Genomic DNA, 272 nt, shown 5'->3' with positions numbered 1-272 from the left:
ATCTGCAAGTGGTTTGAGTTCATTATAAAATTGATTGAATTCATTTAAGTCCATTTGCTGACCTGCATCACTTAAAGCGACAGATGGATCTGGATGAACCTCAGCCATTACGCCATCTGCACCGACAGCTAATGCAGCTTTCGCAGTTGGTAACATAATATCTTTTCTTCCTGTACTATGTGTAACATCGACCATTACAGGTAAATGTGTACCTTGTTTTAAGATAGGTACTGCAGAAATATCTAAAGTATTTCGAGTCGCCTTTTCATAAG

Annotated in this window: 1 pseudogene; it reads right to left on the bottom strand. The window is 38.2% G+C overall.

The window, feature by feature from the left end:
- Nucleotides 1–272: pseudogene (locus HMPREF3264_RS05415) on the bottom strand (chorismate mutase); the annotation flags it as partial.

This window comes from Staphylococcus sp. HMSC62A08, assembly GCF_001839105.1.
In the GTDB taxonomy this organism is placed as follows: Bacteria; Bacillota; Bacilli; order Staphylococcales; family Staphylococcaceae; genus Staphylococcus; species Staphylococcus caprae.
This window is presented reverse-complemented; position numbering and strand designations above follow the sequence as displayed.